Source organism: Paenibacillus sp. 1_12, assembly GCF_900114475.1.
Lineage (GTDB): Bacteria > Bacillota > Bacilli > Paenibacillales > NBRC-103111 > Paenibacillus_S.
Genome location: NZ_FOTE01000019.1, coordinates 47,775 through 73,483 on the forward strand (window position 1 = coordinate 47,775; position 25,709 = coordinate 73,483).

General features: G+C 41.5%; 17 protein-coding genes. 4 read left to right on the plus strand and 13 right to left on the minus strand.

What is annotated here, in order from left to right:
• Window positions 1-45: 45 nt before the first annotated feature.
• The 8 genes from BM210_RS27790 to BM210_RS27825 all read right to left on the minus strand — a co-directional run bounded on the left by BM210_RS27790 (window position 46) and on the right by BM210_RS27825 (window position 11,560).
• Window positions 46-921, minus strand: a complete 876-nt coding sequence (locus tag BM210_RS27790; RefSeq protein WP_091175587.1) for a carbohydrate ABC transporter permease — start codon at window positions 919-921, stop codon at window positions 46-48.
• A gap of 14 nt (window positions 922-935) precedes the next feature.
• Window positions 936-1,898, minus strand: coding sequence for an ABC transporter permease (locus BM210_RS27795; protein WP_091175588.1), 963 nt, complete (start codon window positions 1,896-1,898; stop codon window positions 936-938).
• 203 nt (window positions 1,899-2,101) lie between these two features.
• A complete protein-coding gene (locus BM210_RS27800; RefSeq protein WP_091175590.1) occupies window positions 2,102-4,348 on the minus strand; it encodes a helix-turn-helix domain-containing protein in 2,247 nt (748 codons plus the stop codon).
• A 286-nt stretch (window positions 4,349-4,634) separates the two neighbouring features.
• Window positions 4,635-5,654, minus strand: coding sequence for a Gfo/Idh/MocA family protein (locus BM210_RS27805; RefSeq protein ID WP_091175591.1), 1,020 nt, complete (start codon window positions 5,652-5,654; stop codon window positions 4,635-4,637).
• A gap of 46 nt (window positions 5,655-5,700) precedes the next feature.
• Window positions 5,701-6,579 (minus strand): carbohydrate ABC transporter permease, encoded by an 879-nt coding sequence (locus BM210_RS27810; RefSeq protein WP_091175593.1) that lies wholly within the window; start codon window positions 6,577-6,579, stop codon window positions 5,701-5,703.
• A 32-nt stretch (window positions 6,580-6,611) separates the two neighbouring features.
• Window positions 6,612-7,541, minus strand: coding sequence for an ABC transporter permease (locus tag BM210_RS27815; RefSeq protein WP_091175594.1), 930 nt, complete (start codon window positions 7,539-7,541; stop codon window positions 6,612-6,614).
• A 96-nt stretch (window positions 7,542-7,637) separates the two neighbouring features.
• On the minus strand, window positions 7,638-9,092 hold the full coding sequence (locus BM210_RS27820) for an extracellular solute-binding protein (RefSeq protein ID WP_091175596.1): 1,455 nt from the start codon (window positions 9,090-9,092) through the stop codon (window positions 7,638-7,640).
• 443 nt (window positions 9,093-9,535) lie between these two features.
• A complete protein-coding gene (locus BM210_RS27825) occupies window positions 9,536-11,560 on the minus strand; it encodes a glycoside hydrolase family 13 protein (RefSeq protein WP_091175598.1) in 2,025 nt (674 codons plus the stop codon).
• A gap of 356 nt (window positions 11,561-11,916) precedes the next feature.
• Between BM210_RS27825 and BM210_RS27830 the strand changes: the two genes are divergently transcribed.
• Complete coding sequence (locus tag BM210_RS27830) at window positions 11,917-12,792, plus strand: AraC family transcriptional regulator (RefSeq protein ID WP_091175600.1); 876 nt, start codon at window positions 11,917-11,919, stop codon at window positions 12,790-12,792.
• Window positions 12,793-13,122: 330 nt separating this feature from the next.
• On the opposite strand, the gene BM210_RS27835 is transcribed toward BM210_RS27830, so the two are convergent.
• Window positions 13,123-16,248: a hybrid sensor histidine kinase/response regulator gene (locus BM210_RS27835; RefSeq protein WP_091175602.1), complete on the minus strand. Its 3,126-nt coding sequence runs from the start codon at window positions 16,246-16,248 to the stop codon at window positions 13,123-13,125.
• A 177-nt stretch (window positions 16,249-16,425) separates the two neighbouring features.
• Complete coding sequence (locus tag BM210_RS27840) at window positions 16,426-17,184, minus strand: nuclease-related domain-containing protein (RefSeq protein WP_177238040.1); 759 nt, start codon at window positions 17,182-17,184, stop codon at window positions 16,426-16,428.
• A 235-nt stretch (window positions 17,185-17,419) separates the two neighbouring features.
• Between BM210_RS27840 and BM210_RS27845 the strand changes: the two genes are divergently transcribed.
• Window positions 17,420-18,886, plus strand: coding sequence for an alpha/beta hydrolase (locus BM210_RS27845; RefSeq protein WP_091175605.1), 1,467 nt, complete (start codon window positions 17,420-17,422; stop codon window positions 18,884-18,886).
• A gap of 160 nt (window positions 18,887-19,046) precedes the next feature.
• The gene (locus tag BM210_RS27850) at window positions 19,047-19,649 is read left to right on the plus strand and encodes a YdcF family protein (protein ID WP_091175607.1); all 603 of its coding nucleotides are present in this window, start codon (window positions 19,047-19,049) and stop codon (window positions 19,647-19,649) included.
• Between the two features lie 73 nt (window positions 19,650-19,722).
• On the opposite strand, the gene BM210_RS27855 is transcribed toward BM210_RS27850, so the two are convergent.
• Window positions 19,723-20,409, minus strand: a complete 687-nt coding sequence (locus BM210_RS27855; protein ID WP_091175608.1) for a DUF7002 family protein — start codon at window positions 20,407-20,409, stop codon at window positions 19,723-19,725.
• A gap of 164 nt (window positions 20,410-20,573) precedes the next feature.
• Between BM210_RS27855 and BM210_RS27860 the strand changes: the two genes are divergently transcribed.
• A complete protein-coding gene (locus tag BM210_RS27860; protein ID WP_091175610.1) occupies window positions 20,574-22,061 on the plus strand; it encodes an S-layer homology domain-containing protein in 1,488 nt (495 codons plus the stop codon).
• Window positions 22,062-22,199: 138 nt separating this feature from the next.
• On the opposite strand, the gene BM210_RS27865 is transcribed toward BM210_RS27860, so the two are convergent.
• Window positions 22,200-22,919, minus strand: a complete 720-nt coding sequence (locus BM210_RS27865) for a response regulator transcription factor (protein WP_091175612.1) — start codon at window positions 22,917-22,919, stop codon at window positions 22,200-22,202.
• Window positions 22,916-25,546, minus strand: coding sequence for a sensor histidine kinase (locus BM210_RS27870; RefSeq protein ID WP_177238041.1), 2,631 nt, complete (start codon window positions 25,544-25,546; stop codon window positions 22,916-22,918). Before BM210_RS27870 ends, BM210_RS27865 begins: the two co-directional genes overlap by 4 nt.
• Window positions 25,547-25,709 lie beyond the last annotated feature (163 nt).

Below are 25,709 nucleotides of genomic sequence, written 5' to 3' on the forward strand. Positions count from 1 at the left end.
CTTGTCTATTTTTCTATCCCTTGCAAAAAATAAAAACGGAACAAGTTACCCTTTGACGGAACCGATCATCACACCTTTGACGAAATATTTTTGCACAAAAGGATATACAACCAACATAGGTGCGATCATTATGATGATAGCGGCGCTCTTGATTGAATTTGGAGTGACTGCCTCGACGTCATCGGGTTGTAAATTGTTCATTTGCTGCAATAGCTGCTGGCTTTGCACCATTTTTTGCACGAGAACGGTAAGGTTGAACAGTTTCGTATCATTGATGTAAATCAGCACGCTCATAAACGCGTTCCAGAAACCAACACCATAAAAAAGCGCCAATGTGGCAACTACCGGCAGCGAGAGCGGCATGATGATTTGGCCCAGCAATCTCAGTTCCCCACAGCCGTCTATCCGGGCAGCCTCCTCTACCTCCACAGGGATATTATCGAAAAAAGTGCGCATAACAAGCATGTTGTAAGTACTGATGAGCCCAGGCAGCCAAAGAGCGCCATAGGAATTGACAAGGCCAAGCGATTTAACAAGCAAGTAAGTTGGGATCAAACCACCGCTGAATAACATAGTAAACACCATAGCCATCGTAAAAAATTTCCGTCCCCAAAAATATTTACGCGATAGCGGATATGCTGCCATAATCGTAAACAGCATGCTGAGCAATACGCCAACCAGCGTAATGACCACACTATTCTGAAAGGCTAGAACGATATTAGTTCCTTTGAGTAATGCTTTATATGAATCCAAGTTAAAGCCGATAGGCCACAAGGAAACAAAGCCGGATGCAACCGCATTCTGATTGCTAACGGATACGGCAAAAATATTGATGATCGGCAGTAGGCAGCTAAGCGCTACTAAAGTCATGACGATATAATTTACAACATAAAATAGCGATTCACCCTTTGTGTCGTTCATAACGCTCCACCTTTTTACCAAAGTCCTTGACCAAACGCACGAGCGATTCGATTGGTTACCGCTACGAGAACAATCCCAATTAGCGATTCGAACAAGCCCATTGCCGCGGTAACACTAAAGTTAGCTCCTTGTAAACCTATTTTGAAAATATAAGTGCTAATTACCTCGGATACTTGAGAAACAACCTGGTTTTGTAGCACGTAGACATGATCGAATCCGACTTCCATAACATGACCCATTGACAAAATGAGCATTAAAATAATGGTTGGACGAATTCCAGGGAGTGTAACGTGCCATATTTTCCGCCATTTCCCCGCTCCATCCATATTGGCAGCTTCATATAAGCTGGGATCGATTGTGGTGAGCGAAGCTAAATAAATAATGGCACTAAACCCGGCCTCTTTCCATATCCCTGATCCGACGAAGATAGATACCCAAGAGACATCGTGGTACAGAAATGCATAGCTTGAAAAGCCCAGCAGCTTCATTAATCCGTTGACGATGCCGGTCTGCTCGGCAAATACCGTCACCACAATGCCGCCGACAATGATCCACGACAAGAAGTGGGGAAGGTAGACCAGCGTTTGCACTGATTTTCTAAACCACAGCTTTCTTACCTCGTTCATCATGATAGCTAGAAGAATTGGAAACGGAAAGCCTACAAAAACGCGGAGACAGCTGAGCAGCATCGTATTGTAGATGATTTCCCGCGAATAGTTGTTTTCAAACAAATATTTGAAATGTTTGAACCCTACCCATTCACTGCCCATAATTCCGTCAAAAAAATTGTAATCCTTAAATGCGATCACCAAACCGAGCATTGGTATGTACTTGAACACGATATAGAACAGAATGACCGGCATAAACATGGCCATAAGAGGAATGTTCTGTTTAATAATCCGCGATCTGCGCAGCTTGACGGATACATCCGCACGCTGCACGGTTTCCCTAGACAAAGGTGACTGAGCCTTGATCATTTGTTTCGATTACCTCCTCTCTTTCGTTGTGTATGATTCGTTTGCAAATTGATCTTAATTGACGAGGGCTGGAGGTGTATATAGATATGTTTTAATGTGATATGCAAAAAGAAAAAAAACCCTTCCCGTCTAATTTCTAAGAAAGAAGAGCTTTGAAAAACAGTCAGTATTCATTTTGTTACGGAATATACAATTTAGCAAAATCAAGGCAGCGTGCCCTTTCTGTAATCTCCTGGGGTGCTCCCTACATGCTTTTTAAAGACGCGAATGAAAGATACCGGTAACGAATAGCCAACCTGAGCGGCTACATCCTGGATAGAAAGGCTAGTTTCCAATAGAAGTTTCTTGGCCCGCTCTATGCGTATCGTGGTTAAATAATCAATGAACTTCTCACCAAATTCTTCTTTGAATAATCGGCTCAAATAGTTGGGATGTAATTCAAACCGGTCGCTGAGTGACGATAGGCTAAGGTCAGTATCAGCAAAATGCGTTTCGATATACGCCTTCATTTCACCTATTAACTGATAATGGGTTTTGCCTTCCCGTATGCGCCGCATATCTTCGGCTGCCCTGTTTAATACGTCATAAAAGCGTAAATCCAATTCCTTCAATGTTTCGAAATGGTCTAATATTGCATTCAATTCGGGCATCTTCTGCTCCCACACCTGCTGCAGCTCTTCGGACAATTCAACCGATTCACGGTACATCTGATAAACCATATAGTTCATCATGCTAATTAATTCATCCTTGGGAGTGGACCTCGACTGAATTTCCTTAAAAATCTTTGCATATTCTTCCTTCCAATTCTCGTCACCAAGCCGAAACGATTGGGTGATGGAACGGATGCTTTGGAGACTTTTAAACATATCTTTGTGGATAGGTTGTCTAACGATCTGAGAATGATCCAACAATCGGTTGTTCCCGAGCGTCAACTTGTATTGTAATGCCTCCATTGCATCGTCGTAACAAACTGAAACTCCTTCAAGATGCTCCGTAATGGAGCCAATACCAATCGTAACTGTAAACGGCAGATTGGCAGATACCCATCGGATCGTTTCATCCCCAACTACATGTATCAGACCATCGCCGTCCATACCAACTGCGATGGGAAATATCACCGCCAAATGATGTGTATCTATCCATTCACTCCATATGGTTACCCCATGGTTCTGGCAAATCTCCTTCAGGACGCTGCTTACGGCAAACTTCAGAAGGTTTTGATCCTTCACATTGTAGGTGCTAATAAACTTTGTATATGTATCGATTTCCACAACGATAACCGCATAGCTTTCGAAGTCCTCTCCGAATCCCTTATACAGAAGTTCATCCGCCCATCTGGAAGGGTTAACCGTCAGGTTGCCATCGAGCAATTCCTGGAAGAAATGTTTGCTTCGATAGGCTTGATTCTCTTCATATTGTTTCTCGTAGCGGATCGATTGCTCGATCAAATTGTGAATACCAACTTCGATGAACTTGAACTCATCACTATCCGCTTTCCCCGCGAAAGCGTTACTGCGGTTTTGCGAATATTGGTAAATGTGAGCCATAATCGTTTCAATAGGCTTGTAATTTTGGCGAGTAATATAAAATATCCAAATACCACCTGCTAATAAGCTAAAGATTCCGATGCTCATCCACACATAGCTTAATACCGAAAACACTCCGAACAGTTGCATATCGGCAAAATTGCTGTCAACTTCCCAGCCCGTATATTCGGATGTTACCTTCGTAATCGCTGAAGGTCGCGCTTGAACAGTTGCATCTGCTACCCACTGGCTGTCGCCGAACAAAAAGGAACCGTGCTTATCAAATACATCGATATGGCTTATTTTCGAATTAAGCATCGGTTGAACAAGCTGTTTAAGTGAATCTAACCGAATGTTTACTACGATATAACCTTCGTTTCCGAATGGTGGGACCATCTTTTTGACGATAGTGATTACAGGCCTACCCTGTTTATTTTCAATATTCTCTTGGTACATTCTCAAATCAGTGTACCGCCTCGGGATACCGTTCTCTATTCCCCGCAATAAAAATTCCCGATCCCCAAACTCATCGAACGATGAGGAGGATTTGTCGGTGAGCACGACTTGATCGGAACTTCGGTACAAATAAACCGAATCAATTAGCGGGACATACCGCAACAGATCAAACAATTCGATCGAAGCCTCAAAACTGGAATAGTATTTGTTGGAGGAATCTTCATTTCTGAAGAAGTGAGCGTATTTATTATTGGACATCACTTCTTTGGTAATCGTTTGGTCAATAGAAATTAGTGAGGAGTCAATGGTTTCAAGAATGCGCTTTACATAAATTTCGTTCGCTTTCTTAGCCTCCTGCTTGGAAAATTCACTCATGGACATAAAGAATACAGTAATTAGAATGATGACCACGACAAAAAAAATAGGGAGATAAGAAAGCAGCAGACGGCTGCGCCAATTGAATTTCATAATGCCTCCTGTGTGAACTGTATAAGCTGCTTCATCTCATGTGGGGATAAAAAAACCTCATCCAATATAATCTACTATAATCTACACCTAACAATTTGAAAACCTTATTCATATAGTAGTAAAGGAAATAAAGATATTTACAAGGAAACACGAATAAACACCGCGTGCCCTATTCTCATATCGAACCAATAGGGTTGCGTTGTTATTCAGATCCTAATGTGCGGAGGAAAAGTTCCTTCCTCCGCTATTAATCTATTTGGACACCATTATTATAATCGAGAGTTTACTAAACCTTTTGAAACTTGCCATACCTCTGTATAAGTTCATTTGTTGCTGTTCGGGCAATCCGAGTTGCAATGAGTCCGTCTAAACCGGTAGGCATTTCCCCAATTTGACCGGTTTCAAGTGATTCAGCAAAAGCATCGTACATTCCGGGAAAATTCTTCTCTCTAGCAAAAGGAAAATGGGTTGTGCCCGTTGAAGTACGCATCTCAAATAGTTTAGATTCACGATCATATCGAATAACACCTTCTGTTCCAATGAGTTCATAAATAAAATGTGAAACGGGTTCCTTTGCCGTAAAGCAATAGGAATAGCTGATTTCTAGCATCGTATGGACATCATTGGAATGAGTCAGATGAAGATACATATGGTCTGGAGCTTCGTACTCATCTACCCATGCTCCTTCAGAGTGTTGAATATGCACATCAGAATTAAGCCACCACCTGGCAAGATCAATTTGGTGAACACCACAGTCAACCATAGGTCCGCCTTCAAACATTCTTTCTACCCTTCGCAAATTTAATTGAGGTGGGATTTCGTTATTATTCAAATACTTACCGTGATTATTCCAAACATAGCTTAACCTCAGGGAGCGAACTTCACCTATGGTCTTATTTTCCACGATACTTTTGATCCTTTGAGCAACTGGACTGAATCGATAATCAAATGCAGTAAACAACATCAAGCCCGCTTCATCCATCATAGCAATCATTTCGGCTGCTTCTTTGTCATCCATTGCCAACGGCTTCTCACATAGAACATGTTTTCCGTAACGTGCGGCATCGACTACATTTTGATAATGAAAGGGAGCTGGAGATGTAATGACCACCGCGTCAAAACCTGAACGAAAAAAAGGTTCTACATCTGTAAATACTTGAACATTGTGTTTCTTCTCAAGCTCTTCTTTTCGAGTAGAATCAGGTTCATAAATTGCAACCAGTTCAATTTTTGACGAATTATTAATTGAGGGGATATGTCCGTAATTTGCTACAACTCCGCATCCCATCAAGCCTATTCTTAACATACACTTTCCTCCTCTGATGATCACGGCAAGCTTTCTTTTAGTTTCCTTATTCTTTTATCGAACCTAACAATACCCCTTTAGTAAAGTACTTCTGTAGAAAAGGATATATTAAAAGAATCGGTACAGTGGCAACAATGATAGCGGCATACTTTAAGGTTTCGGGGAAAGCGGCTTTATTAAAATCATCCACCGTTTGACCATATCCTGTGGTATCGCCCACGATTACTAGCTGTCTTAAAACCACTTGCAGTGTCCAGAATTTTGAATTGTTCTCATATATAATTGGGGCGAAAAATTGGTTCCAATTCCCAACTGCATAAAACATGGTAAACGTTGCTAGTGCAGGCAGTGATAAAGGCAGGACAATCCGGAAAAGCACCCCAAAGTTGCTGCAGCCGTCAATCCGAGCCGATTCTTCAAGAGATTCCGGAATGCTCAAGAAAAAGTTTTTTAAAATAATAAGATTGAACGCACTGATGGCACCTGGAATGAGTAGCGCCCAGATTGTATTAAGCATCCCCAGCCCTTTAACTACCAAAAATGTTGGGATCATCCCGCCACTAAATAACATAGAAAATATAACCAATATCAATATGACTCTACGTCCACGAAATCGTTTTTTTGATAATGTATACGCTAAGCTCGTAGTAAACAGCATATTTGTTAAAGTGCCCGTTACAGTAATATATAAGGTAAACAGAAGCGCTCTGACGAATGATGGATTGGACATGATCATATGATAGGCGTCAAGAGTAAACTCATCCGGCCAAAGTATGATATTCGAAGTCAGTACTTGTTTGACAGGTGATAGTGAAGCAACTAGTACATAGTAAAATGGAATAAAGGTCAATAAGGTTACAACCATTAAAAAAATATAATTAAACCCGTCAAAAATACGACTACCTAAACCCTTATTATGAATCATGGCGGATCATCCTCCTCTCCCCTTTATTCATTTTAATAAATCCCTTCTTCGCCGAATTTCTTTGTCAGCCAGTTAGCGACAGCAAGTATGATCAAACTGATGACTGATTTGAACAATCCAGTGGCTGTCGCAAAGCTGAATTGTCCCCCGATTAATCCCTTGCTATAAACGAAGGTTTCAAAAACATCTCCTACATTAAGAACCAAATTGTTCAACATTAAGAAAATTTGTTCAAAACCGACATCAAGGATGTGGCCAAGACGCAGGAGAAACAAGATAATAATCGTACTGCGTATTGTAGGCAGTGTGATATGCCGCAGTTGCTGCCATCGGTTGGCACCATCAACAACCGCAGCCTCATATAACATAGGGTCCACACCTGCCAATGCAGCTAAGTAAATAATCGTTCCCCAACCAGCTTCTTTCCAAATATCCTGGGATACAATCAATGTTCTGAACATATCAGGCGCGGATAAGAAATTTACAGTTTGTCCACCTGCTTCTTGTATCAAGTGATTGACCACACCCCCGCCAGACAACAACACATAAGTCATCGAAGCAATGACAACCCACGAAATGAAGTGAGGGAGATATATGACTGTCTGTACTATCCTTTTAAAAAACAGCTTGCGTATTTCATTCAGTAAGAGAGCGAAAATTATCGGTACAGGAAAGAAAAATACAAGTTGATAAAAACTAATTAACAACGTATTCTTCATCAACCTCCAAAAATGCTCATAATGAAACAGGTTGTTAAAATGCTTCAATCCTACCCATTCGCTGCCTGAAAAGCCGAGAAAGGGACTATAATCTTGAAAAGATAATAGAATTCCCCACATAGGAATGTATTTGAAAATAATGAAATACAAAATACCTGGAACTGCTAACACATATAAATCCCAATCCTGATATATCGAAGCAAATCTTTTTTTTCTTAAAGATTTTGTTTTCTCAGCGATCATAGATTTTTCCTCCCTATAATCCTGGGGGTCATCCTATACAAATGACTCTTGCTGCAAAACTGCAGCAAGAGTAATCCAAAGGATATCATCTCCAGTTTATTTACTGCCCTGAGCTTTATAGTACTCATTCGTATCTTTGGTCATTTGATCTCCGCCTCCGGCATTCCATTTAACAACAAACTCGTCAAAGGCACTAATCGGTAATTCACCAGTTACAATTTTGAAATAGTATTCCAATTTCAATTTATTCAAATCTGCTCCTTTTTCTATCGTTGTTGGTGATAAATAAGAAGGTACTGGACTAAAAATACCTTTATCTTTAATCATATCGAGAGCATCACGTTGAATTTTTTGGATCTCTTGAGGGGCTCCTCCATCAACGTAACTGTAAATATCGTAAGGAGATACCATAATAAGCTCCTTTAAGTTATCCTGCTTATACTTATCATTTATGGTAAAAGTACCATCCGCATTTTTTGTATTATGGATGCCATCGACACCAAATTTACCGAAGTGAGCACCATCAGGACTTGCTTCCCAGTCCAAAATCTCCATAATTTTTTTAGCCTTTTCAGGCTTGACTTTAGCTGGTATCAGCCATCCACCTGCATTTCCCGTCGTACCGTTAAAGCCGCTGATTCCTGACGGACCAACAGGGGGGTCAATAAAAATCAGTTCAGCCTTAGGGTCAACCTTTTTAAGGGCAGTGATGTCCTGAGCATAGTCAACGATATAGCTTTCAACCACCATACCTGCTTTTCCACTTTGCAATTCTTTTCTGACCATTCCTTGTTGTACGGCTATATCCTTACTAAGAGCACCTTGAGCATACAAATCCCGCAGCAGTTGGAGAGTTTGCTTCATTCCCGGAGTAATATTCGAGTTGATTAATGTTCCATCAGCTTGTTTTAGCCAGCCGTTACCCGCGCCTAAAGCAAGGAAGATCGGGTTCAAATTTTCCAAGTTACTACCCGTGGCAATACCATAAGTATTCGCCTTGCCGTCACCATCAGGATCATTTTTAGCAAACGCAATTGCTACTTTGGCAAAATCATCTATCGTTTTGGGTATTGGCAGATTAAGCTTATCCAACCAATCCTTGCGAATCACTACACCTGTCCGAACAATCGGTCTTGGCCTTGGAATTAGGTAAGAGTGACCATCCACCTTTAAATTGTCCCAAAGCTTCTGGGGGAACTGCTTTAAAGTAGGTGCGCTTTCGATGTACTTCTCCAATTGCATAAAAGCACCCTGTTTTATATAATTACTCAGCCCTGCGTCGGGAAACGAATTCCAAACCATAACATCTGGTAAATCTCCTGATGCTATGACGACGTTCTGTTTTGTCGTATAATCACCAATCGGTACATCCATCAGATTAAGATGCACATTAAACTTTTTTTCCAAAAATTTAATCGCTTCGTTATCGTCATGGGTAAATTGCATATTGGAAGATGTGTAAAACATAACACTTAGATCCATAGGTTTTGTTGAAGCATCTGGAGAAGAACCCACTTTATCAGATGAAGAACAACCAATTAATGATGCCATTAGTACTCCGGTTACTGTCAATGTACTTGCCTTACGTATTCTGTGTTTAGTCAATCCGTTTACCCCCTTAAATTTATCATTTCATTAAATTTTCTTACCCTATATGCGACGTTGCGAAATCGCTTACATTTACAAAAAGATCACCTCACACGGATATGGTCATACTTCAAAACTTGATATTCTTTTCATTTAACCTATCCACCTGCATCTATAATTTTAAGTCTTAGTGAAGGTGTTTTCTAGACACAGAACTGGTGAATAATTGTACAAAACTGTCATTCGAAATTAAAAATTTACCCTAATGTATGAATTATGCACTTCTTATTCAGAAATACGAAATCTGATAATTACAGTAAAATGTTATGAAAATAGATCGAAATAATAAACTCAACAAGAGGGCAGCATTGAAGTGACAGGTTTCGACTGCCCGTTGGAAGTCCAGCTTATTGCACCAGGATGGCACCGTAATGTCCATTCACAGAAACGGTCACGGAACCATTTTGAACCGTATATGCAGTTCCTGTAATTTTATCTGTCATTGTACTCCCGTCCACCACACTCAGCTTAGACACCGGAACCGTAACTGATTTGCGAGCCGTATCATTGTTTAAAACAACGGCAATTCGGTTCGAATTGTCAAATCGCCCATAGGAATAGATTTTAGTCGAATCATCCGCGATTAATGTCATAAATGAACCCGTCCTTAAAGCGGGATATTGATTACGAATACCGATTAATTGTTGTGTTAAGGAAACCGCGCTGTTTGAAGTCGTGCCTTGTGTCCAGTCAAATGTACGGCGGTTGTCAGGATCCGCTCCGCCCTGCATGCCATACTCATCTCCGTAATAGATTGTGGGAGTTCCAACGTACGTCATTTGGAAAAACAGTGCAAGGTAGGTTTTCCATATATCTCCCCCCGCCCTCGTTCCGAATCGCGTAATGTCATGATTACCCAAATGGTTGCTCATCACCTGCTGAACGTTGGTCGGATAATTGGCTCTTGTTCCTTGCAGCCAACTGTCGAATTGGGAGGTTGGAATCGATGCTGTATTATTGCTGTAATCTTTGCCGGTAATCCATTCTGATACGGGTTGTGTAAATCCATCAAAATTCGTCGCTCCGTCCCACTGATCGCCCGCCGAAGTCCAAGATGATGCATCTCCCCAGAATTCACCCAAGATATTAGCATTGGGATTTATGGATTTTGCCGCAATACGAAATTCCTTCCAAATCGTGTGATTGGTGGCGTTGTTCCCATTACCTCCATCCTTATCGGCATATTGGGGAGCATCCAACCGCCATCCATCGATATTGTAAGGTGCCCCCAAATAGGTTTTTGCAACCGAAGTGCTATTGTTATATAAAGCATTGCGCACTGCAGAACCTGTCGCTCCAAAATTCAATTTCGGTAATCGAGATGATGTGAGGAAAGTTGAGAACGTATTGGGCCAGGTCTGGAAATTATAATAATTGGACCAAGTGCTCGATTGTGACTCATAGGCTCCAAGCGTAGGCCATTTGTTATACTTGTCAAACCATTGATTCGTATCGCCCGTATGATTGAAAACACCATCCAGTACAACATACCCTTTCGGACCGTTTGTTGAACTATGAATATTCGAAATGAGCGTTTGCAGGAGAGAATTCGTTCCTAAGGCCGGGTCTACGGTATAGTAGTCCTCTGTATCGTATTTATGATTAGTTGGAGCTTGGAAGATCGGGTTCATATAAACGATGTTTGCACCAAGCGTTTGTTTGATATAACTTAGCTTTTGATTGATTCCGTCTAAATCCCCGCCGAAAAACACAAGATTGTTGTTATACGGAGCATCCGCTAAAACACTGCTCCCCCATGTCTTCTTCTGAGCAAGATTACCATTATATTGGTTAGTACCTGTCTGAACATCATTGGACGTATTTCCGTTATAGAAGCGATCGGGGAAAATTTGATACATAACACCATTTTTCATCCAATCAGGGGTCTTGAAGTTGGGGATAATATAGAAATCCCGCGTGGTTGACTCCGTATCTGATGGTCCCTTTGCGTCGTACCACACGGTTTTGGATCCATCATTGATCTGAAAATGATAATGTTTGGTCGAGCTGCTGGCTGGTACAGTTCCCTGCCAAAATTCGTAATTACCCGTGGCATCGTTGCCCACTTTCGACATTGCGACCCAATGATATGCGCTGTCTGCCGAATCGAAATAACGAATATTTGCCGTTGTTATGTCATTGGTGTATGTACGGAACTTCAAAGTTACACTTTGTGTACTTGTGGGCTCCAGATTATTGTCATAAATTGGTCCTTGGTCATGAAACAAACCACTCCACATCACATTGTTATCCTGAGCTGCAGCCTGCACAATTGGTGTCGGAGAAAGCCAGAATGTGAATACAGCAGTCGTACATAAACAGATAGATAGTGCTTTCACAAATGAAATGGGACGCCTTTTACAACTTACCATGAACAAAACTCCTTTCAAAATTGGCTATCCTTATCTGTACTGAAAAGCTGACTTTTGGGGAACACATTTTAAGATGTATTCATGGTTTACACTCTTCGTCTGATATTGTACCTCCTTTGTGATATCATGGTCGTTGTGCTAGAATTGTTTTGGTAGCGCTTACTAAATAGTTTGTCTAGATACCAGCCGTTACTACTAAGATTATAATCTTATCGTAAATTTCCATATAGTCACAGAACTGTCGCTTAATCATACAATACTGTCCTTTATACAGCACTAACAGGCATTTCGTTATAAAACGGTAGGGTGGGGTACTGACAAACAGTCTCTAATGGAAAACTGAGGGAGGAACAAAAGTGGAGGAAAACGCAAAAAATGAACACGTCAATTATCATCATCCGCTGCTTCGCTATAAAATATGGAACATTACGTTGGATCCCTTATCTTCATCTTCTTGGAACACTTGGCATTATCATAAAGAAGTAGAAATCCTTTTGTTGTTGGAAGGCTCGATGCAAGTAGAAACTGTCGATACTGTATATGATTTGCAAGATCAAGACCTATTAATTATCGGATCATCCCGGTTGCACCGTACCAAAAGGCATAACCCCGTCAAACAAATCGTACTTCAATTAGATATCATAGCTCAATTAGATCAGTACACCAAGGACTACTCGCCAATCTTATTGGAGCTGTCAGAACCGTTAGATCGAGTAAATGGGGTTCTATCTATGAACAAATCCGTCAAGGAATCCATGTTCAATTTATTAATCCACGTCTACCAGGAAGCAAGCCGAATGGAACCAGGGTACGAACTGGCGATAAGTGGAGCCTTTAAGCAGTTGCTTTCCCAATTCATTCGCCACGCCCCCTCATCTACTCCCATATCTCCTGCAGATTGGCAGCGCCTCAAGCCGGTTTTGGACTATGTTGAATCTCACTACGAGAATCCTATTCGGATTCACGATGTGCTTCATCTCGTGCATTTAGAGTATCATTATTTTATTAAATACTTTCAAAAGTGTATCGGCATGTCCTTTATCGACTATCTTCATTTAAGGCGAATTAAAAAATCCGAGCATCTGTTGCTTACTGAATCGCTTAGCATGGCAGACATCGGCGTTCAATCTGGCTTCCCGAATGTCACCCAGTTCATCCGTATTTTCAAGCGGTATAACGATTGTACCCCTTCAGAATTCAGAAAAAAACGATTCCAAAAATCATCGTTGTAGTAACCTGCTCTTTTCGATTCGGTTAAATTGTTCGTTTTCAGAAAAATGGATATGTAGAAAAAGCGATATTCCCTGTTAAGCAGAAACATCGCTTTTGTTCTCAATCCCTACTTTAATTTCGGCTAGTTACTCCATGGTTCATCGTATCATTCTCTGGACTTCAAGTAGACTTAGGCGATGAATAGTCTCATCATGATAATGATTAATATTTACGATGAGAAAATTCAGGTCATCATCCTTAAACTGAATGATGACGTATCCCTTTATCAGTTTTGTTACAACTTCACTGGTACCTATTATTCATTCCTTCTGTCCTAGCTGTTGGAACACTCAATGCAGTGTGGAGTCAGGAATGGTGAAAGATACCGTTGTTCCCTTACCAGGCTTACTTTGAATATGCAGGCCTTTCCCGTATAATCGTGTCAATCGACTATGCGTATTAAACAGCCCGATACCACGATTTTCTCTACCTGCTGGAATTAACAACTTGCTAAGCTGTTCATCATCCATGCCCATTCCCGTATCTGCCACCATAAAATGAACGGCATCTGCTTGTCTCTCAATCCGAATGCGCAGTGTTCCTCCCTGCGACAGACTGAGTATGCCATGTCGAACCGCATTCTCCACAAGCGGCTGAATGGTAAGTGGAGGAATTAGTACTTCCATATCCACGTTCACTTCCCATTCTACCTGCAGCCGCTCCTCAAACCGCTGCTGCTCAATATATAAGTAGTTTTCCACCAGTTCAAGCTCCCGCGACAGCGGCACCATGTGGCCCGCGGTTAAAAAGTCAAAGCTGATGTGCAGGTATGAAGTGAATGCTTCTGCAAGTTCTCTCATTTTTTCATTATCAATGTCGCTAAGAGCCAGAATCGAATTCAATGTATTAAAGAGAAAATGCGGGTGGATCTGCGCTTGCAAATAAGCAGCCTCCATACGCAAACGATCATTGACCGCTTGCTTCAGTGTCGAGAGCGACGAGGCGCGATACTTCAGTTCCAGTGCATCTACAGGCTTGGTGACATAATCGTTTGCTCCTGCCAGAAAACCTGCATAAATGTCTTCAGGCTCAGCACGAGCAGTCAACAGAATAATAGGCAGTTCAAACAACGTAAATCGCTCGCGGATTAATCGCGTCAATTCGTACCCCGACATACCCGGCATCATGACGTCAGCGATGATCAGATCCCACTGCTCATGTTGCAGTTTGTCCAGCGCTTCTCGTGCTGAATTCGCGGTTTCTATATAATAAGCTTCGGTCGACAAAATATGAATCAGCACCTTTAGGTTGACGGGATCATCATCAACCGCCAGCACCCGAATCTGATCGGAACCTGTTGAAGGTATCGATATATGATCGGCTTCTTTTAGATCGTAACTAGCTGCCACCATGGCAGCTGATTCTGCTGCTGTGATCTGCGTCCTGATATACGCCAGTGAGTCCAATTCTTTTTCTGTACAAACAGGAATGGATACCTGCAGCTTCTCATCCACCATGGGTAATTTGAAGCTGAACATACTGCCTTGTCCCGGTTGCGACTGCACCATTAACTCACTACCGTGCAATTCGACAAGATCCTTGCAAATACTTAGTCCCAATCCAATGCCGCCTTGGCCAAAAGCCCCTTGCTCATATCGCTTAAAAACACGCTTTTGCATGGCCTCATCCATACCCGATCCGGTATCCCTTACATGTATCCATACATGCCCGTTGCCTTGTTCTGCAACCAGTTCAACGGTGCCTTCTTCTGTAAATTTAATCGCGTTATGTACTAAATTAATCAGAATCTGTACCAATCGCTCTTCATCTGCAAGTATGAAAGGTACATCCTTCTTTATGTTCATGCGCAGCTCAACCTTGGTACCATCGGTCAAAAAGCGCAACATATCCAGTACACCTGCAGCCAAAGACTGCACTTGTACCGCTGTCATATGGACCGTAATCCGTTTATCCTGCAATCTCACGACATCAAGTAAATCATTTAGCATGAGCGACATCCGGCGACTGACCATAATAAGCAGTTCCATGTCAGCTTGACTCTGTTCATCCAGGATATGCTTCTTTCGGGTCAGCACACTCTGAGCAATGTTCATAATGCCATGCAGCGGCGTGCGCAGCTCATGCGATGTATTTGCCAGAAAACGATCCTTTAATTTGTTAGCCTCTGCTAATTGAGTATTGAGCAGCTCGATTTCATTTGAATTATGGAAATACCTTTTAAACCAATAAGCGGAGAAACTTGCAATGGCAGCAATCAGATCTATAGGATAAAACATGAACTGCGCCGCTCCAGCGTAATACACCGTTCCCCACAAAATATTATTGATAATACATACCACGGAAAATAACAGGTACAACGCGCCTACTGCCTTATTTAATATCATTTTGATAAAATAGTATGCAGCCCAGAGCAATGGAACGTAATACAGAATCATGTATAACTCTTTATCTATTGAATAAAGCGCCATCTCTTTCGGTCCAACTGCAATAAAAAGAGTATAGGAGATAAGCAAGAGGAAGTAACTATAAAACAACACGCCTTTGTGTTTAGTACCAATCAGCACTCTTCCCATCAGCAAGAGAAAAAAGGAGAACCATATGTATGCAAAAGCTTTTAACTTTAATGTCCATGCAAAATCGGCGTCAATCCACAGGAATAAAAGCCCATTGTGATAGACTGCGATCGTCATGGCCGATGCCACCATCATCAGAAAAAACACGATAAACTCTGTTTTTCGTACATCCATCAAATAAATAATCAGTGCATATATCGCATGCAGCAATAGAATCACACATACGCTAAGCTGCAAACCAATAGAATACAAGTATTTCCGATTGACCTCTTCCTGCGTGCCAAACTGTACAGATCGAACAATGCCTCCTTTCATCGGTGATTCATAATTCCCTACCCGAACGAACAGCTCCAGCTCGTTGTGACCTGTCTGCGCATAGGTGATCAGAACTGACTTGGTTTCTGAAACATGTCCCTCCTTCTCTTCAGCAAGTACACCAAATTTGGCAAGCACATCCCCATTGATCTCCACTTCAGAAGCTGTATAGATCGATTGAAACCACATACTAAGTGGTTCGGACAATGGCCGATCCAGCAAAATGCGCACATAGTAGGTTCCATATCCATATGCCTCATTGTTTACAGGATCAAACGCAGCATTCCAATTGCCTGGAACCTGCAGCAACTGTCCAGGTGCAGCGTTGTTCTTATTTGAAGCACCGATCCATTGTCCAGGATAAAACTGCCACTCGCCGTCCATGGGGATGGTGCTTGATTGTTTAAGTTCTATGCCTCGTAAATCCAACACACCATGCTTCACAGTAGGCGGATTGGGTAACGACAGTTGATCATGCCAACTCCAGCGTACCGCAACCAACAAGAAGATGAACAATAATAAGTAAATTACATGGCTTAGCTTCATTTCTTTCTTCAAAGTTGTCATGAAAACCTCATTCATCGATAATATTTCAATAAAAGCCAGATATGAATTACAATATAATTATACTATAATTTGGAAGCATTTGAATAACTACTATTGACTTGACTCCATACAAAAAAACTCCTGCGATCTATCGCAGAAGTTTCTATAAGAATTGATTTACAAGAGAGGTCTTTCTGACTACTTCATCTTTGTATTATCGTTTACTATACTTCTTTCAATGCAATCTGCTATTTGTTTGATGGATGACGAATCCAATAATGTTTTGGATTGATCCACCTTAATCAAATGAATTAATCGATCTACTTTACAAGTTATAAATGCTGGGCTACACCCATTTAATGTACTGTTCGGGTTAGAGAAGCAGATGACTCCCGCAACATCACAATTTAATCCACTGTTTTTCAATATGGACTCCATGATGAATTGATGACGGTATACTTGCCCAGTTGGGTCTTCGATAGATTGACCATCCTTACTCAGCCCTGTAGAGGTAAAGGTTAGATTACCTGAGTATGCTTTTGATTCAATATGAAAGATGCCATTAGGTCCAACTACAATATGATCGATTTCTTGTTGCTCACCTTTAATATTAACGAATACATGGTTAAACACTTTGTAGTCGTCACCTAGAAAAGCAAGTTGATGAGCAATATGCTGCTCTCCCTTTTTCCCTGCTTCTTCTGCACTTCGGGAATGGGATGACATGGACTGAAAGCGGACAATTATAGAAAACACTATGGTTAACAAACAGCCAAACATCAATATACACAAAAAAAGAGGTCCATGATTATTTCTAATAAACATATTTGTACAGAAACCAATGAATCCAGTAATGACTAGGATTAATCCTAGCACTAAACAACTATGTGAAAGTTTCCAAGTCCCTGCTCGCTTTGAGTCTACAAGAAGTTTAATTATTTTAAATAAACCTTCCATATCAGTTTGTCTGCTATACCTCATTTTTAAAAATCCTTTCGCATTATTATTTAAAATCGACAAATCTATACATTTTATGATAAATCCAGTATGCTAAAAGTACCATTACAATACCATTACAAAAGTCGCATTTTGTTAAAAAATATACGTTTTTCTCATTATTTCAAAATTGTTTGATTAAACAAATGGCACTCAAACTTCAGTAGAGAAACTTAGCGGCTAGAGAGGGCTTCACATGAATCAAATTTTCAACATCGATAGAAACCATACAACCATTCATTTTGACTATTTTCATTCGATTAAGGAAACAAAAGAAACGCTAATTTTATTACATGGAAACGGTTTGGATTCAAAAAGTTGGTATACAATCAAAGACGAACTTCTAGAACATTACGATATTCTTATGTATGATTTTCCGGGATATGGAAAGAGTCCTTTAAAAGCTAGTCTCCCTTCGTGGGAGGAATTATGCGAGGATTTAAAATTATTAACGGAGTCCTTAGGGATACAAGCTTTCCATCTGATCGGACACGATGTGGGAGGTAATCTAGCAATACTATTCGCCAATAGGTATCCAGAATTCGTCACAACGATTTGTATGATTTCTACCCCTTGTTTTTTTCCAATTGTAGAAATCCGTAAATATATAGCTTTTAGAAAGAATTTGGTCAATGAATTCGGTAAAGAAAAGCTAATTGAACATTTGATACCTAAAATAATTTTGCAAGATGAAACCAAGCAAGCATGGAAAATCATACATCGCGGATTAGAAATCTGTGCTTTGGATATGCATTTTCACTTGTGTCATTTGGTCTCAGAAACAGACTGGATCTCTGAACTCAAAAATCTCAAGATTCCAACACAGGTGATGTCTGGTGAAAAAGATTCTTTGTTTACTCCTTATATCTCTATGGTAGCAAGTGGATTTATCGAAAATTCCGAGTATATTAACATTCTTGATGCTTCAAATATGGTATTTATTGACAAACCGCAGGAGACCTTGAGGTATATTCAACGATTTTTAATTAAATCACAAAATCCGACGACGGTTTTATTTGAACCGCATGACGAACTGCAGCAAATTCACCGAAAAATGAAGGAGAAGTTCACCAATTCTCTATTTTCAAATGATATTCCAAGCATTACATTTAATTTGTTAGGGGAATTCTCCTTACATATCAATGAATCCAAAATTGAAAAAGGATGGAATAAACGACTTGCCAAAAATTTATTGTTATACTTAACCTTTTATCGTAAGGTATCACGGGAACAATTGCTTGAGGATTTTTGGCCAGATAAAAATTTGGTGAATGCGCAAAACCAGTTGCGTGTAAGTTTGAATTATTTAAAAAGTTTATTTGCTGAATATAATTATCCTGATGTTGTTACATCTGATCGCGAATATATAAGTATTCATGCTACTTGTAATTCTGACATTTACGACCTTTACCGAATCCTAATGAATGAAAGTTTTGAAGAAAATAGAGTTCATCTTGAAACTGCATTATTTCGTTACTTTGTTGTCATTTATGATAATCATTACTTGATGGGTTTTTCAGACGAATGGTCAGTAAGATTAAAGCATAATATTGCAAATCGTATGCAGTATTGGGCTGAACGACTATCCGAATATTATGAGATCCACGGAAATCTGAGAACCGCTGCTTCTTTTCGAGAAATTCACAACAGACTTATGGATTGATTCACAAAATTGTATTGGCCCGATAGGGGTAAGAATCCGTCTGCAAATAGCCGTAGATATATGGATGGACGCTTAAGCATTTCTCCCTAAAGTTGTATTCATATATCTACAATGAGATAATATTCTTAATAAAGAACCTATCTTATAGGAGATCAAAAACATGAAAAGAAGTAGGAAGCTAATATTAGCATCATTCGTGATGGGGGTATTCATTTTGCTGTTATTATTAGGGCAATTTTTAATTGTTAATGATAAACCAATTAAGTCTGATGCCATTATTGTATTAACTGGAGGAGGCATAGAACGTCCTCAAGCAGCCATATCTTTGTTTAATGAAGGCTACGCACCACTTATCATTATTTCCAATGCTCATGAAGATAACATATATGAATACATGGTTAAACTTGGGGTCCCTTCAAGTAACATCTTAAAGGAAACAAAAGCAGACAGTACATATACGAATGCACAATACACACTAAATATGATGAATGAATACCATTTAAAATCTGCTATAGTCGTTTCTTCAGATTATCATATGCGAAGAGTTAAATTCAATTTTAGCAATGTTTTCATTAGCTCAGGAATCAGACTAACATACAGCGCTGCTCAAACAGGGTACAGCTCAAATTATTGGTTTTCAAGCAAGCGCAATATCAATACTACTTTCGATGAATATACTAAAATCATAGGGAACGCTTTGGGTTTTAATGGTGTAGAAGATAAACAAATATTTAAAAAACTAAAACATATGATAGGCCTATGATCACATACTCCTTCATCAAGCCACGAAGTACCCTATCATCTTCATTTCGAAAACTGATAAAATCAACTTTATCTTAAACTGTGACTTGTAAATTCGCCAAGGGCTTCATCAAACTCCGCCAGAATTCAGGCATATCTTCGCGATTATCGATGTAAACCGTTCGCAAATGCTTGGACACGCCCATAACCCGATCTTCTATAAGTACCTCTCTTATTTCGGACGCTTTTGCAGGTACTGTGTTACTGATGATGGTTTTGAAGCATTCTAAAGGTAAAAACATATCTGGGCTTTTCTTATACGAGCAGTGTGCTGGATACCGCGGAGAACTCCCCGAATCATATTTAGATAGCCTCACAGCAGAATAATGCTCCAACAATAAGGAGTACGCATCAAATTCCAGAACGGCAAATCGTTCATTCGGCTCTCTTCGCGCGTAGGTTTGTATCATTTTTTGACAATCCTTTAATGTGGGCCACAAAAATACATGCCTGTCCAGGCATGCACGAAATTGCTCCTGTGAGGTTGCCGCATCCATCATGCTGTCAACAATCTTTAAATGCGCATTGATCGTAATCGAATATTCATGAAAGTTCACGTTCCGCGCTTCTAATCGGCGCTCACCCGAGTCATGGGGATGGATAGTAGTACTGGATAATAGCATATCCAAATGTGCAATAGCCAATAAATTGCTTGCCCTTGTAAAATGAAACAGGGACTTTCTGCCTTTTGCTTTTGTAATTGCTGCTACAATTGCATTCATTCTCATCCTGCTCCTTCGTATGCAACAACAGCTTTGTTATGGTTTTGTTATGCGGGGCCGTAGCTTTTTATTCGATTGTAATGACGTATGGGCTATTCTATACCTAAGGACACTCATACAGATTGTCAGGCAATTGAATATAACCATAAGGGAGATTGATCACAATGGTAAAACGGAAATCTTTGTTAGCAGCCTTAACAATAACGACAGCAGTAGGTTTTTCAGCCATAGCACCCGTGAATGTACTGCATGTGCTTGCGGCAGACAAATTTAACGATATTGAAATAACAGCAGCATCGAAATTCGCAATTCAAGAGCTGGCTAAACAAAATGTACTTTCAGGATATTCCGATACCGAGTTCAAGCCTAATCAAAACATAACCAGAGGTGAACTGGCCAAGATCGCTGCCTTATCCATGTACGTAAATTTGAATACGGACAAAAAGCAAAGTTTACAGGACGTGAATGAATCCGATTGGTCTTTCGTTTATATTAATGGTTTGTTGAATGCTGGCATCATGAAAGCCGATAATAATCGATTTCAGCCAAGTGCAACTGTTACACATGAACAGCTGGTAGAAATCGCAGCCGCTTTATTGAAGCAGGACAAGTCTGCTGTGCAGACTTTATTCGGCACTACTTATACCGCAGGGAAAGCAGCTACCCGTGCGGAAGCAGCACAGTTATTTTATGCCGTACAGCAAGCGGCGATCCCGCAAATCACACAGGTTAAAGTGCTGAATGCAGTTGCTGTCCAAATTACATTCTCAGCTCCTCTGACAGCCGAAAATACAGATGTGGAGAAAGCCAAGCAAAATTTCGCATTCTCGGATGGTTTGATGCTTGAAAACATTCCACAGCTCAAAACAGGCGCGAAAGCAACCTACATTGTGCCCACTTCACCACAAAAAGCAGGTACAAGCTACACAGTATCCTATAAAGGACAAAAATCAGGAGCTTTCAACGGCAGTGACATCAAAATTCCATTTAAAGCGGTAGAGCAGGTTTCGAATGATACCATCGAGCTTCAATCCTACCTTGCAGACGGTGTGACTGACTACCAATACATCATCGCGCTGTACAGCGGCAAAAGGAACGGACTGGATTTTGCAGTAGATGAGAACAATACGTATAATGGAAAACAGCTTACAGTCATCCCGTCCATGAGACTTAAGCAGGTTACACTGACAGACGCAGCAGGAGCCAGCTTGACTGCAACTTATGTTCCTTTCACCCAGTCAACAGACGGCAAGCAGGAGCCGAAGTTCCGTCTGGCCAATGGTGTCACTTTGAAACCGGGTTCGGTTTATACCTTATCTTCTCCATGGTCGACTTTTGGTGGTCAGACACTAACAGCCAAGAGCATCGCCCCGCTGGTGATACAAAAAGCAGATGCCGTATCTGCTACGAGTATCAACGTGACTTTGACCGCTGACCCTCAGGACGAGCTGTTCGCTGGCCGCAGTGTGACGCTAACAGCACCGGATGGTACCAAGCTAACCGCACAATACAAGTTTACATCCCGCCAAGGAGCGGTAGGTGTCTTTGATATCCAAAATAACGACAAGCTACTATCTGGTGTCACTTATACCGTTACCGCTGTGAACGGTTGGGCAGATTCGAACTCCATTACCTTGAAAAGCGTACAGTAATAGAATATCTCGCAGCAGTCCATATCATACAAAAAAGGAAGACACTACCCCTTACGAGGGTGCAGTGTCTTCCTTTTTTCGTTATAGTAGAAACTTTTCATTTATTTGGCCGCGCAGCGGGTCTTTTACACTGGACTGCTAGTGCGTTGGCTGAGTGGTTTCTTTTTCCGCAGGAATCATGTAACCCACTCCAGGATAATTCACTATCAAATTAGTTCCAGGATTGGCATGCTTTAATTTCTGGCGAATACGGGCGATGGTAACCCGTAAATACTCGACATCATCGCGATATTCACTGCCCCATACGTCACTTAACAGCTGCTCATGCGTCATTACTTTATTCACATTTTGTAGCAGCAGCACGAACAATTTATATTCGGTATTCGTCAGCTTGACCTCAGTTTCCATCAGTCTAATGCGTCGCTGCGCCATATTAACGGTAATGGAGCCGTGTTTCATCTCACTGGCGCTTGTTGTCTGCAAGGTTCTTCCATCCGTGCGGCGCAGCACGGCATTCACTCGGGCGAACAGCTCATCCAATGAAAAAGGTTTTGTTAAATAATCGTCCGCACCGATATTTAATCCCTGGACCTTATCATCCGAATTGCTGCGGGCAGTCAGCATGATGACGGGAACGTCCGAATAGCTGCGCAATCTGCGCAATACTTCCAGACCATCCATCCCCGGCATCATAATATCGAGAAGGATCAGGTCGGGATCCATCTCGTCTATCTTATCCATTGCCTCTAGACCGCTCAGACAAGTCACCGTTTCATAACCCAATGATTTCAGATTAGCGGAAATAAAACGCAATATTTTGGCCTCATCATCCACGATGAGGATTTTTTGTTTCTTCAAACCACATCATCTACTTTCGGATTATATTGGGGAATCGAAACGATAAACGTGCTGCCTTCACCTTCTGTACTTTCTACATGAAGCTGGCCTCCATGTGAATCCATAATCCCTTTGCATATGGCAAGACCAAGTCCCGTTCCACTTGTACGGCGGCTCGATGACAGATCCACCCGATAGAAGCGGTCAAAAATGTGCTCCAGATGGTCGGCATGTATCCCAGTACCATTATCTATGACTCGAATATACACATAACTATTATCGCTCTCTGCGGTAACCCGAACGAAGGGTTGTCTGTCATTATAACGAATGGCATTCGTAAACAAATTGACAAATACTTGTTCCAGCCGATCCTTATCCGCATAAATAAGGGGCAGGCTGCCCTCCAAGGAAGCATCCATCTCCATCCAATGCTCGTCCGCACTCGGTAATCGTTTGATTGCGTTCCTGATAATAGATTGAATACGGGTAGGCTCACGATTAACTCTCATCGCTCCAGCTTCAATCTTGGAAATGTCCAGCCAATCCTCAATCAATTGCTGAATGCGCCCAATATCCTCATGAATACCTTCAAGCAGCTCCTGTTTAAAGCTTTCATCCCAGTCGGCATCGACACGGAGCAGCGTTTCTACGCTTCCTTTGATTCCGGTTATCGGTGTTTTAAATTCATGAGATGCCAATGAAATTAAATCATTTTTCAATGAATCAACCTCATGCTCCTTTGTGATGTCACGCCACACATAACCTCGGCCATAAACATGGTCCTGACTAAGTACAAGAAAAGAGGTCACGATCATAAACCGTTCTTTGCCGGTAGTTGCAGTGAGCTTGAATTTAACGGCAGGAACCTCCTGTGAAATTAAAGACGTGAATACTTCCCGAGATTCAGGGCTTCGCAGCCTTACAGTCTCGAACATCGCCTCTTCACTCATTTGCAGCAATTCCGGAATCGGAATCCCGAACATTTCGCTCATTTGGCGATTCCCATATACGACCTGCTTTTGCATATCGATCAGCACAATCGCATCCGTCATACTCTCCAGAACAGCCTGCAGGGTGGCATGCTCATGCTGAACACTTTTGAGCAAAAGATCATTTTGCAGCATAACGGCGACTGAGTTAGCAAAGGTATGAAGAAAATTGCGATCCTGCTCCGACACGTTACCATTCTCTTTCCCCTGTGAAACATTTAAGTGGGCAAGCTCGATTGTTCCTGAACGTACTGGAACTATATAGGCCGGCGAGTCTATAGCTGCACGGATTTGCGCGCCTCCATCAGCTACGATCCTCTTTCTGCTAAAAATTCCCAGCTGTCGCGTATCACCCTCATATGAAGGGTCAAGCCGAACGTCCGCATTCAACAGTAAGCGCAGCTGATCGATGCTGCCTTCTATAAGCTCTGGTGTTTCCTGTGAAGGATTCATAGGTGTAATCAGTGTATTGACGATTTCCAGTTCTTTATTTTTGCGGGAAAGGCTTTGAGTGCGGTCCTCAACCCGATGCTCAAGCTCCGCATTGAGTCCGAGTAGTGCTTTTTGATTTTCATTCACCTGCTGAGCCATTTCGAAAAATCGGTTAGCCAATACGTTCAGCTCATAAGGTACTCCACGCATTGCCGTTTTTTCAGGCCTTTCCTTGTAGCTGCCGTCAGCCAGCTTTTGCGTGTAACCTACGAGCAGATGAATGGTATTATTAAGCCTTTTGGCGAGAAAGAAGCCAAGTGCGATTGTCAAGCCAATCGCAAGCAGCAGCAGCGTAAAGGTTAATAACAGAGAGTTAAACAACGCCTCATTCACAGTTTGATAAGATCGGCCGACCCATACCTTCCAGCCAAGCCCACTGATCGTTGTATAAGTGATAAGCTCCTCTTGCTGTAGCAAGGACGACATGAACCTGCCGAGTCCCTCTGGGCTCTCCTCTGCAGCCTGAACGACTGCTTCTGTGCTTAAATTTTTCATTGTAGCCATCACTTGTTGATCAGGATGGTAAATAGCTTGATTCAGGCGGTCCAGCACGACAGGATACGTATTTTTCCCATAGTCATATTTGGTTACCAGCTGTTCCAGCTGTTTTAAATCGAGAGCAGCCGCTACAAACCCGTCATATTGACGATCTTCGCTAAAGATAGGAGTAGCTATGACAACACCCGGTGTCCCTGCACTTTGCAGTCCGCGGAATAAGGACGAAATCGTCGTGGACTGGGCTTTGAGCATCTCACTATAATAGCTGTTCTGACTAAGGCTTGTTCCTACAAGCGGCTCACCGGTTGGATTGGTTTCCGGAAATGAGGCAGTGATGATGCCGCTACGATCCGCAGCGACCACATTGATCAAACCGGGAAGGCTTGCTTGAAGCGATTGGAGTTTGGGTGTAATTCCAGCACGATCACGAAAAGAAGTACGGGAGGCGCTGATCGTCGCACCCAATGTCTCAATGGCATTTTTGCGGTAATAAATATAGGCTTCCACAGCATCGGCAAGCCGTTGTGTCGTATGCATTTGCGTACGCTTATAATCGTCTTTTATTTGATTGATCTGAAAGATCTGAATACTGCCCAGAATCAGTATCGGAATCAAGGCTATTATCGTAAAAGCTCTCGTCAAATGTACACGTAATGGCAGATGCTTCATGTAAAATTCCTTCCTGTCCGACATCAGTGCCAGCTTATTGCTTTATCCTTTATTTTATCATATATAGTGCTGTGTAGACAGAGCCGGAATGCAAGATGATCCTTCACCAACGCCAAAAGGGCTGGGCCTGGAATCCCCAAGCTTCAGCCATGTCAGCTATCTT

Bases quoted from the DNA above. Each gene is read 5' to 3' on its own strand.
- BM210_RS27815 (WP_091175594.1), bottom strand. From the start codon at position 7,541: ATGATCGCTGAGAAAACAAAATCTTTAAGAAAAAAAAGATTTGCTTCG.
- BM210_RS27855 (WP_091175608.1), bottom strand. From the start codon at position 20,409: ATGAATGCAATTGTAGCAGCAATTACAAAAGCAAAAGGCAGAAAGTCC.
- BM210_RS27835 (WP_091175602.1), bottom strand. From the start codon at position 16,248: ATGACAACTTTGAAGAAAGAAATGAAGCTAAGCCATGTAATTTACTTA.
- BM210_RS27790 (WP_091175587.1), bottom strand. From the start codon at position 921: ATGAACGACACAAAGGGTGAATCGCTATTTTATGTTGTAAATTATATC.
- BM210_RS27870 (WP_177238041.1), bottom strand. From the start codon at position 25,546: ATGAAGCATCTGCCATTACGTGTACATTTGACGAGAGCTTTTACGATA.
- BM210_RS27800 (WP_091175590.1), bottom strand. From the start codon at position 4,348: ATGAAATTCAATTGGCGCAGCCGTCTGCTGCTTTCTTATCTCCCTATT.
- BM210_RS27850 (WP_091175607.1), top strand. From the start codon at position 19,047: ATGAAAAGAAGTAGGAAGCTAATATTAGCATCATTCGTGATGGGGGTA.
- BM210_RS27810 (WP_091175593.1), bottom strand. From the start codon at position 6,579: ATGATTCATAATAAGGGTTTAGGTAGTCGTATTTTTGACGGGTTTAAT.
- BM210_RS27805 (WP_091175591.1), bottom strand. From the start codon at position 5,654: ATGTTAAGAATAGGCTTGATGGGATGCGGAGTTGTAGCAAATTACGGA.
- BM210_RS27825 (WP_091175598.1), bottom strand. From the start codon at position 11,560: ATGGTAAGTTGTAAAAGGCGTCCCATTTCATTTGTGAAAGCACTATCT.
- BM210_RS27860 (WP_091175610.1), top strand. From the start codon at position 20,574: ATGGTAAAACGGAAATCTTTGTTAGCAGCCTTAACAATAACGACAGCA.
- BM210_RS27840 (WP_177238040.1), bottom strand. From the start codon at position 17,184: ATGGAAGGTTTATTTAAAATAATTAAACTTCTTGTAGACTCAAAGCGA.
- BM210_RS27845 (WP_091175605.1), top strand. From the start codon at position 17,420: ATGAATCAAATTTTCAACATCGATAGAAACCATACAACCATTCATTTT.
- BM210_RS27795 (WP_091175588.1), bottom strand. From the start codon at position 1,898: ATGATCAAGGCTCAGTCACCTTTGTCTAGGGAAACCGTGCAGCGTGCG.
- BM210_RS27820 (WP_091175596.1), bottom strand. From the start codon at position 9,092: ATGGCATCATTAATTGGTTGTTCTTCATCTGATAAAGTGGGTTCTTCT.